The organism is Thermococcus sp., assembly GCF_027011145.1.
In the GTDB taxonomy this organism is placed as follows: domain Archaea; phylum Methanobacteriota_B; class Thermococci; order Thermococcales; family Thermococcaceae; genus Thermococcus.
Map to the genome: position 1 here is coordinate 1 of NZ_JALVAO010000017.1, position 8210 is coordinate 8210.

Here is an 8210-nt window from a genome sequence, read left to right on the forward strand (position 1 = left end):
GGCGGACGGCGTTAAGAGGGCCTGTGAGAGGCTTGGTAGAGGTTGCGAGCTTGCTGTCCACGTCAAGGGAATGGAGGCACCTGCCTGGGACCCGCGCGGAAGGAGGACGTATGCTTTAAGCTACGCAACCGCGGACGTTGGTGCATCTCACCTAAGGGGCTGGCCGAGGCCGCACCAGCTGCCAAATCAGGGGCCTGCCAAAGAACTCGTGCCTTCGCTCATAGAGAGTAGAGATGAGAGCTACATCACCGACATGCTCGGAACGTGTAAGTTCGTGCCCTACAGGATGGAAGACCTCGCGAGGCTCTACTCCATAGTCACGGGCGAGGAGTGGACGATTGAGGATTTGAGGAAGAGGGCCTGGGCAGTCGAGAGCATCGCCAGAATCCACAACGCCCTCGACTGGGTTACACCCTATCTCGACGACACGATTCCACCGCGCTGGTGGGAGCCCGAGCCTGACGGCCCGGCAAAGGGCAACAAAGCATTCATAGACTACAACGACTTCCTGGAGGCAAGAAAGGAGTTCTACAGGCTGAGGGGCTGGGATGAGGAGCTCGGCGTTCCATTACCTGAGACGATGGAGGAGCTAGGCCTCCCCGAGTTCAGGGAAGATGCCGAGAGGGCTCTGGAGGTCGTTAGAAAGAGGATGGGGGCTTAGCCCCCCTATTTATCCAACCCGGATTCTACCCCGTTGAGTTCTCGATGTATGTGAACTTTCCATCGCAGTATTTACCTTCACCGTCGTACAGGCCAAAGGTCGCACAGCCGTTTTTATCAATCCTGCCCCAGCCGGGGATAACGTAGCAGAGACAGCTCGGGTCGTTCATCTGGAAGAGTCTGCTCCAGATTACTTTTGTTCCATTCAGAATCATGACGTAGCCGGACATCGGGGAACCATCAGGCAGGGGACGTTCAAAGCCCATCAACACGTAACTGCCGTTTGAAACCAGAAACGCGTTCCTGAGGGGAAGGAACCCCCGTCCAAGGTCGAACTTTTTAACCGTACCATTCCTGCCGAGGACGTAGAAGTAGTCATCCGGTGCGTAGTTTCTGAATTCGGAATATGGCCTGGGTGCGGTCTGATAAACGAGGGCATAAAGGTAGTCGCTCGTGTTGGTTATCATAACCCCCGGAACGGCCATCCCGTTCTCCTTAACCCCGTATTTCCCACCGTCGTAGGCCCATGTGTAGCCCGAAAAAGTGATGTTCCAGAGGGGTTTTCCATCGTAACTGCATGCCCTCAGAACAACAACCGGAACCTCCGCGGTCAAGTTACCGGTGCTCACGTTGGTTCTGCCGTAGGCGTCAACGCTGAACTTCACGAAGGGAACCTTTCTCATCTCGCTCTCATTTCTGACAGCAACGAAGCTCCAGTTGAAGAAAAAGACCTCGCTCGCGTTGATTAGGTAGGTTGAGTTTTTGACTTTAATCGCGAACCCATCTTCCGTTCTGTAGACTATAGTGCCGTTGAAGACACCAACCTGTTCCAAGTCAGCTGGAGAACTGTATTCCTGAAGGGGACAGATAGAGCGAGTGATTTCCTTAGTAGTTTCATTCTTTTCCGGGCTCTGGCTCAAAACGAAGGCAAAAACCAATACAAGAGTGACGACAACGGCGAGGACAACCCTTCTTCCAGACATAGCACCACCGGAAGAATATGACAGTCGAGGGTTATAACTTTTTCTTCAAAAAGTTGTCAAAAGGAAGTCAACCCTTCAGGAAAGCCTCGACAAGGTTCCTCGTCTCGTTGAGAGCTTCAAGCGGAATGCCCTTTGGAAGGCCCCCGATTTCTCCTTTAACGTCCTTGAGGACGCCCTCTCCAGCCCCAAGGAACATGCCCTCGCTGACAATTCCGCGGAAGTTCGCCGGCGGAAGCAGAGCAACGGCAACGCGGTTGCCTTCCTTAACAGTCAGGTCGTTGGTAACGACGGTGATAGCTCTGTCACCGATGTTGACGTTGGTGACGAGCAAGCGGTCAGCGTTCGGATGTTTAGCGACGCTCATGACCTCTCCGACCTTTATGTCCACAGCTATGACCGGGTCGTTTATCTTTCCGAGGGCCAAGCGTTTGTCGAGGCCGAGTATCGTGTTCAGGAAGAAGCGGATTCTGGCAACCTGCTCCTCAACCTTCTCCCTTTCATCTTTGGAGGCGTTGCTTATGAACTTGTGGTGCCAGTCCTTGCCACCCAAGGCCTCGATTATTTCAAGGGCCTTCTCCTTGAGGGCCTTCATCTGGGGTGTCTCAATGAGTTCCTTCGGCTCAATGTAGGAATAACGCATCGCCTGTATCTCAGGCAACATCTCCTTGCCGAGTTTTATAGCCCTCTTCTTGTCCCAGTGCCCCTTGAACTTCGCTCCCTCAATCGTCTTCAGAAAGAGCTCTATCGCCTTCTCCGCCACGAGTAAGCGGTAATCCTTGCTCGTGTCCCACATCTTCATCACCTTCAACTGCCTTTAAAACCCGTCTCTTAACGCTTTCGTCCCTTATGCCTTCCGCTATCGAGCGAGCTTTGGCCAACTCACCCCGCCTTGCGTAGGCAACGGCAACCTCCCCGAGCAGTTCCGATGCAAGGCCAGCGTCTCTAACCACGCCAGCCAGGATTAAGGGTTCTTCAAGACGGCCGATTTTGAGCAGTCTCATCGCTATCGAGAAAATCTCCCCGTCCATCGGCCTGAATTTACCTATGAGGATTAGGTCAAGGGCCTCGTTGAAGACCTTTCTCGCAAGGTAAGGCCTCTCGTGGAGGAAGAGCCAGTAACTGAGGTGGAGCATCTCAACGGCCCTCTCCTCGAGGGGAAGAAATCGCATTACCTCTATTGCCCTCTCGATGTCTCCTTTTTCTATCAGCTCAGCAACTACAGGTCTTCCCTTTTTGAGAACGCTTTCTATCAGGGCTATCTTCTCCGCCAGATGTTTCGCCTGAAGTTTGAAGAAAAGGGAATCGTAGATGTCCCTTGCCAGTTTGTAGAATGCCAAGGCCTTCTCGTTTGGAATCTCGTCGGCACTCTTTTCGATAAGCCTTGCAACCCTCCTTAGGGTTTCGAGGGCCCGGGAGGAGAGTCCCCTTGAACGCTGTATTTCATCAACCGCCTCGGCAAAGAGTATGTAAGCATCGCTGTACCTGTCGGCCAAGACGAGGTTCCTGGCTATTCCGGCAAGAGCCTCCCCCCGGAGCATTGGCGATGGGAGAGATTTTGCAAAAGAAACGGCCCTTTCAAAGTAGAAGGAACCTCCTTCCTCTCGGTTTAGGAGGTAAAACGCCCTGCCAACGAGGGAATAGGCGATTGCCTTCTCATACGTCCCGGAGACTTTCTCAAGCGATTCAAGCATTTCAGATAGAACTTCTTCCCTCGGAAACTCAGTCATGACCAGGCTTAGCGCGAGAATCCTCCGTAGGGGATTCGGGATTGAACTTGCCTTCTCAAGGGCCCCCTTGAAGTCGCCGATTTTTATCCTCTCCTTTACCGCCTCCACAGAAACCACCGGGCAAATGGAGTAGAACCAAAAACCTAAAAAGGGTTACCCCTTCATCTTCCTGTCCCAGTTCTCAAGCATCTTGTCGAGGGCGAGCAAACTGTTGAGCCTAAGGCGAACGCGTTTGTTGTCCCAGTCAATCGAGCCCTTAAACTCGTTGAGTAGCTCGAAGACTTTCTCCGCCTCTTCCCTCGGGAGATACTTCCCGTAGAACTCCTCTCCACAGTGGGGGCACTTGAAGACAAAATTCTCAATGGTTTTGAGGAAAAGCTCCCTGTCGGTTAGAACCTTCTCGGCGTTTTCAACGGTCAGCATCTGTTCGACGAGCTCAGCCCAGTCGAGAGGCTTGCCACAGAGGGGACACTTTGCCATCACTCCACCTCCCTCAAAAACTTCTCTATCTCCTTCAGGATTAGCTTTATCGCCTTATCAAGGTTGGCCTTGCCGTTTGCACCAGCCGCTCCTGCGTGCCCACCGCCTGAGCCCCCTATGATGGGCCCGACCTTCTCCATTATCTTCCCCAGGTGGAGACCCTTCTTAACCAAACTCTCCTTTGCCCTGGCCGAAATCCTCACGCCGTTTTTCTCGCTCCCAACGATTGCTATGTCCGCTCCGAGCTGGAGAAAGACCTTGCAGGCGTATGACTCGTAGGCAGAAACCCTTGAGATCGCTATTACATACCTCCGGAACTTTCTGATTTCCAGCCTCTGACATGCCTTCAAAACGGCCATCCTCTTTGCATTGTCGGTGTTTTCATCATTAACGGGAGCAACGAGCTGAAATATCTCACCCATCTGAAGGGGAAAGCGCTCAAGCATCTCGCTTACAGCTCGGAATGTTTTCGCGTTGGCAAAGCGGAAGTTAGCTGTATCTGTAACAACCCCTGCGAGCAGGACCTTAACGCTCTCCTCATCGGCAAAGCGGAAGTATTTGAAGAGTTCCCACACTATCTCGGCCGTTGAAGTCCTTGAGGAGTCGATGACAGCTATCTTTGCCTTAATCGGCCTCTCCTTCTCGACGTGGTGGTCTATGAGCACAACGGTTTTCCCCTCTGGAATTTCAATGGGCTCAAGCTGTTCAATCGAAGAGGTGTCGAATATGACAACAACGTCCTCCTCAACTAGGGGGTTTTTCTCGACGGGAACGGGAGAGAAAGTCAGGAGTCTCTTTGCATAGGAAGAAACGCTCTGGGCAACACCAATCCTGATTTTTTTGACGCCAATTGACTTCAGATAGCGGGCGAAGGCTATGGCCGAACCCAGGGAATCCGGGTCCGCATTATGATGACAGAGGAGGAGAAATGATTTGTCCCTCGATTTCTCAAGAAATCGCTTGAGCTTAATTTTTCCCTTCATTTGATATCTCCCTCAGTTTCTTCTCAACGGCTTCGTAGGCCTTCTCAAGGGCCTCATTGACGAGGGAATCAACGTCAACTCTAACGAAGACCGGAACCTCAAGGTAGACTTCAATTTCAAGGTCGAGGGTCTCATCGCGGTTTATCCTCGTCGTCACCTCTATGTCCTTGACGTCGCTCCTGTTCAGGGAATCGAAAACGTGCTTTATTATGACCTTCTGTGCCAGCTCTCCGATTTCAATGAGCTGTTCCTCGCTCAGCTCAGGAAGACCGATGTGGACAACTCCCCTCCGCTCCATCGCCATCACCGGGGGTAGAAAAGAGAAATCAGCCCGCGGTCGGGCGGATTGCACTCTGTATCTTGGCGGTTAACTCTTTGAGCTTTTCGTTGAGCTTCTTCTCCTGCCTCTCCAGAGCGCTTAAGCGAACTTCAAGGGTCTCAACTTTCTCCTTGAGCTCTTCCACTGCCTTGCTTTTCTCTGTCTTGACGATGAGCGTTCCTACCGTCTTGTAGATGACCGCATCGTCGGGGAGCTTTTCAATCTCCTCCAGAGCTTTTTTGGCTTCGTTTAGCTCGAGCTGAACCTTCTGCTTCTGCTGGACGAGGAGCTGGAGCTGCTGCTGATAGCTCTCAAGCTGGGCGAGCATGGACTGAACCTGGGGCGGAATGCTCTGCATGCCAACACCTCCATAATCGCGATGCCGGGTTAGAATAAACGGGGCCCTTTAAATAGTTTAGGTAACGATGACTCAACCGAGAACTTCCGCCAGCTTGTAGAACGCGACTCCCATCAGAAGGCCCAGAATCACGATTCCAGAGAGCAAAAACCACACGATACCATCATCACAAGCTGTGGGTGTGCAGTCTCTTGTAAGGATGAGGTATGTAACGAGAGATACCACCGCTACTGTAAGGGTTGAGACACCCACGAAAAGACCGGGATGAGTTTTTGTTCGCCGGAGGAAGAGGAACGACAACACTGCGGGAAAAAGACCGAGAACAAGGGGAAGGACATCAACGATTAAGCTGGGTTCATCTCCCGTCACAAACTTGCCTAGAGTCAGCAGAAAAGACAGATAAAACGCATATGAAAACAGGGCCAGAATGCAGATTGAAGGAAGTGAACTGGCTTTTACCTCATCATCCGCGCGGTTTGTTTTAAAGCTCCAGCGAGTCCATCGCAACCTTAATCCACCTCAGGTAAGAGTTAAGCGTCCCCCTTAAGGCAGAGTTGTCCTTAGCCAAGAAACGGATTATCAGCCTTTTTCCGTCCCTGAGGAACTCAATCCTGCTTCTCCTGTAAGGGACGGTCTTATGCTCGTATAGAACACTTTCATAAACTATCCTGGCGGTTTCCTCGTCCGGAAAGAAGAGCTCGATTATCCCCTCGATTGGCCAGTCTTCGCCAGTGCCTCCTTGTAGTCCCATCTCCTGCCGTCCTCCATTATCCAGATTTTCACAAGGATTAATGGCCCAACGGGCCTGTCTCTGGTGACGTCAAGGCGGTAGAAGTTAACTGCCATGCCCCTTGGATAGTTCTCAATTACCCCTATCACGTCGGTGTTGTATCTGTCCGCTATCGTCTGGAGGCTCTTGTTGCCCCTCGGCACGAATTTTCCGCCGGTAAGCTCGGCGAAAGCCTGGGCAAAGGCCGTGTGGTCGATGCTAACCCTCTTCGCTGTGGTTACAACAAAGGGCATCTCCTCGCGGATTGGTCTAAGGTTTCTGAAACCGATTTCGCGCTGGAGCTTAATGCCGTGGAGGTAGAGGTAGCCGAGGTAACCCCAGTCCTCGGGGTCCACCTTGATAAAGGTCATCTTGAGCGGGTTGCCCTTCCAGACGTTGATTATTAGGAGTCTCTCGTAGTTCCTGTCGTATGCTTCCATGAGCAAATCCTGGATTGTCTTCTTTCCCCGGGTTAAGTAAAGGGAGTTGGGGAAAACCCTCTCCAGGTCGTGACCGAAGCTTCTCGTCCTCCTCGTCGGTCGGTGGGAAGTCGTTATCAGCATCATGGCAACCACTCGTTGGGGTTAGTTGATAAAAGCCTTTCGAAAGAAAAGGCTCAGATGGCCTTGACCCTTCTCGCGACCTTGGGCCTGGGCTTGTAGAGTATCTTACTGCCACAGTAAGGACAGCGGACCTCTCTGGTTGTCGCGAGGTCGAGTTCAACCTCCCTGCCACACTTGGCACAGCGGTAAATCGCCCTAACCATGAAAATCACCCCAAAGGAAAAGAATCAGGCCTTGGAAGCGACAACGCGCTTCGCAACCTTTCCGGCCGGAGTGGTCGGCAGGTAAGCACCGCCGGCGAACGTTGCACCGCACTTCTGGCACTGCCATATGCCGGTGCTTATTCTTCTAACGGCTTTCCTTCCGCAGACGGGGCAGACGTGCTTCTGCTTCATCTTGGCCTCAACGGCTGCAACCCTTCTCCTTATCTTGAGACCGTACCTCGGACCGAACCTTCCAGCGGAACCAACCTTAACAGTCCTTCCCATGAGCATCACCCCAGAGTTAGGTAATTTTCACGACTGGAAAGTGTTTTAGGGGACGTTTTATAAACCTTTGCATAACTCCGGACATCGAGATTGGAGGTTCCTAATAAACCTTACGTTGAGGCCCTTGGAAAAAGCTTGACCAAAAGTTTGTAGCTCTTCACCAGAGAGAAGTCATTGAGAGTGGTTTTGCACTAAGTGTTCATTTTGTGGGGGGAACATTTGGGAAGAGTTCTCTGAAGGGTTTGCTCTTCGTTGACGCCCGGAGGACGTCGATTTTAAAGTCAAGCCCAACAAAATAATGCACTTTTCTAAGTTCCCAACACTTAAACGCACATTAAAACCCCCTTAAGAAAACTACATTTCAAAAAGAGCTACAAACTTTGATAAAACTTTGCACTCAGCCTTTAAGAAAGGCTGGCGAAAAACCAGTTGTGCATTACTCAAGTACAACTTTAACAGGGGTTTTAACACCAAACAAAGCCTTTCCAAGTAGTTTCAATTTAATAAGCAAACTCCTGCCTCACTGGGCTTTTAAGAGCAAATTTCCAATTTAAAGGCATTCTAAAAGTGCAAACACTCTAGAAATATCCCCTAGAAAAGAATCACGAAGCTTGGTCAAACTTCGCGCAGGCGAGCAAACTTTGCACTGCAAAGTTTGACCAAAGAATGCCCTTCCCGCCAAAAGAGCAAAAAACCAGTTGTGCACTAACCGAGGGCAAGTTCAAACAGGGTTTAACACCAAACGAAGCCTTTCAAGCAGTTCCAACTTTGTTATTGGCGTCCGAAGGACGCCGTTTTAGAGTGAAACACTCTGCAAGGAGTAAATAAATTAGAAACCCACCCAGAAGACTTCAAATTCCAAAAAGCACTTACTTTTCCG

General features: G+C 51.3%; 13 protein-coding genes. 1 reads left to right on the forward strand and 12 read right to left on the reverse strand.

Annotation, left to right across the window (positions count from 1 at the left end; translation table 11 throughout):
* The coding region (locus tag MVG27_RS01955) for an aldehyde ferredoxin oxidoreductase C-terminal domain-containing protein (RefSeq protein WP_297556032.1) at nucleotides 1–661 on the forward strand (661 nt) is incomplete at its 5' end.
* Between the two features lie 25 nt (nucleotides 662–686).
* Here the strand turns inward: MVG27_RS01955 and MVG27_RS01960 are convergent.
* From MVG27_RS01960 to MVG27_RS02015, 12 genes are all read right to left on the reverse strand, one after another.
* On the reverse strand, nucleotides 687–1643 hold the full coding sequence (locus tag MVG27_RS01960; protein ID WP_297556034.1) for a hypothetical protein: 957 nt from the start codon (nucleotides 1641–1643) through the stop codon (nucleotides 687–689).
* Nucleotides 1644–1710: 67 nt separating this feature from the next.
* Nucleotides 1711–2436, reverse strand: a complete 726-nt coding sequence (locus MVG27_RS01965) for a tRNA-binding protein (RefSeq protein WP_297556037.1) — start codon at nucleotides 2434–2436, stop codon at nucleotides 1711–1713.
* Nucleotides 2363–3487 (reverse strand): tetratricopeptide repeat protein, encoded by a 1125-nt coding sequence (locus MVG27_RS01970; protein WP_297550055.1) that lies wholly within the window; start codon nucleotides 3485–3487, stop codon nucleotides 2363–2365. The genes MVG27_RS01965 and MVG27_RS01970 overlap by 74 nt, the downstream gene beginning before the upstream one ends.
* 36 nt (nucleotides 3488–3523) lie before the next feature.
* A complete protein-coding gene (locus MVG27_RS01975) occupies nucleotides 3524–3850 on the reverse strand; it encodes a Trm112 family protein (protein WP_297470614.1) in 327 nt (108 codons plus the stop codon).
* A complete protein-coding gene (locus tag MVG27_RS01980; protein WP_297550053.1) occupies nucleotides 3850–4833 on the reverse strand; it encodes a bifunctional oligoribonuclease/PAP phosphatase NrnA in 984 nt (327 codons plus the stop codon). Before MVG27_RS01980 ends, MVG27_RS01975 begins: the two co-directional genes overlap by 1 nt.
* Nucleotides 4817–5131 carry a DUF3194 domain-containing protein gene (locus tag MVG27_RS01985; protein WP_297470662.1) on the reverse strand — a complete coding sequence of 105 codons (315 nt, stop codon included), beginning with the start codon at nucleotides 5129–5131 and terminating at the stop codon, nucleotides 4817–4819. The genes MVG27_RS01980 and MVG27_RS01985 overlap by 17 nt, the downstream gene beginning before the upstream one ends.
* A 28-nt stretch (nucleotides 5132–5159) precedes the next feature.
* Nucleotides 5160–5510: a prefoldin subunit beta gene (locus MVG27_RS01990; protein ID WP_297470620.1), complete on the reverse strand. Its 351-nt coding sequence runs from the start codon at nucleotides 5508–5510 to the stop codon at nucleotides 5160–5162.
* A 72-nt stretch (nucleotides 5511–5582) separates the two neighbouring features.
* Nucleotides 5583–6017: a hypothetical protein gene (locus MVG27_RS01995; protein WP_297556036.1), complete on the reverse strand. Its 435-nt coding sequence runs from the start codon at nucleotides 6015–6017 to the stop codon at nucleotides 5583–5585.
* A complete protein-coding gene (gene pcc1 / locus MVG27_RS02000; protein WP_297550049.1) occupies nucleotides 5992–6261 on the reverse strand; it encodes a KEOPS complex subunit Pcc1 in 270 nt (89 codons plus the stop codon). The genes MVG27_RS01995 and pcc1 overlap by 26 nt, the downstream gene beginning before the upstream one ends.
* Nucleotides 6213–6845 carry a ribosomal biogenesis protein gene (locus MVG27_RS02005; protein WP_297550065.1) on the reverse strand — a complete coding sequence of 211 codons (633 nt, stop codon included), beginning with the start codon at nucleotides 6843–6845 and terminating at the stop codon, nucleotides 6213–6215. The genes pcc1 and MVG27_RS02005 overlap by 49 nt, the downstream gene beginning before the upstream one ends.
* Nucleotides 6846–6895: 50 nt before the next feature.
* Nucleotides 6896–7045, reverse strand: coding sequence for a DNA-directed RNA polymerase subunit P (locus tag MVG27_RS02010; RefSeq protein WP_297063500.1), 150 nt, complete (start codon nucleotides 7043–7045; stop codon nucleotides 6896–6898).
* Between the two features lie 24 nt (nucleotides 7046–7069).
* Nucleotides 7070–7330 (reverse strand): 50S ribosomal protein L37ae, encoded by a 261-nt coding sequence (locus tag MVG27_RS02015; protein ID WP_014121315.1) that lies wholly within the window; start codon nucleotides 7328–7330, stop codon nucleotides 7070–7072.
* Nucleotides 7331–8210 lie beyond the last annotated feature (880 nt).

Bases quoted from the DNA above. Each gene is read 5' to 3' on its own strand.
- MVG27_RS02015 (WP_014121315.1), bottom strand. From the start codon at position 7,330: ATGGGAAGGACTGTTAAGGTTGGTTCCGCTGGAAGGTTCGGTCCGAGG.
- MVG27_RS01985 (WP_297470662.1), bottom strand. From the start codon at position 5,131: ATGGAGCGGAGGGGAGTTGTCCACATCGGTCTTCCTGAGCTGAGCGAG.
- MVG27_RS02010 (WP_297063500.1), bottom strand. From the start codon at position 7,045: ATGGTTAGGGCGATTTACCGCTGTGCCAAGTGTGGCAGGGAGGTTGAA.
- MVG27_RS01965 (WP_297556037.1), bottom strand. From the start codon at position 2,436: ATGTGGGACACGAGCAAGGATTACCGCTTACTCGTGGCGGAGAAGGCG.
- MVG27_RS01960 (WP_297556034.1), bottom strand. From the start codon at position 1,643: ATGTCTGGAAGAAGGGTTGTCCTCGCCGTTGTCGTCACTCTTGTATTG.
- pcc1 (WP_297550049.1), bottom strand. From the start codon at position 6,261: ATGGGACTACAAGGAGGCACTGGCGAAGACTGGCCAATCGAGGGGATA.
- MVG27_RS02005 (WP_297550065.1), bottom strand. From the start codon at position 6,845: ATGATGCTGATAACGACTTCCCACCGACCGACGAGGAGGACGAGAAGC.
- MVG27_RS01975 (WP_297470614.1), bottom strand. From the start codon at position 3,850: ATGGCAAAGTGTCCCCTCTGTGGCAAGCCTCTCGACTGGGCTGAGCTC.
- MVG27_RS01990 (WP_297470620.1), bottom strand. From the start codon at position 5,510: ATGCAGAGCATTCCGCCCCAGGTTCAGTCCATGCTCGCCCAGCTTGAG.
- MVG27_RS01980 (WP_297550053.1), bottom strand. From the start codon at position 4,833: ATGAAGGGAAAAATTAAGCTCAAGCGATTTCTTGAGAAATCGAGGGAC.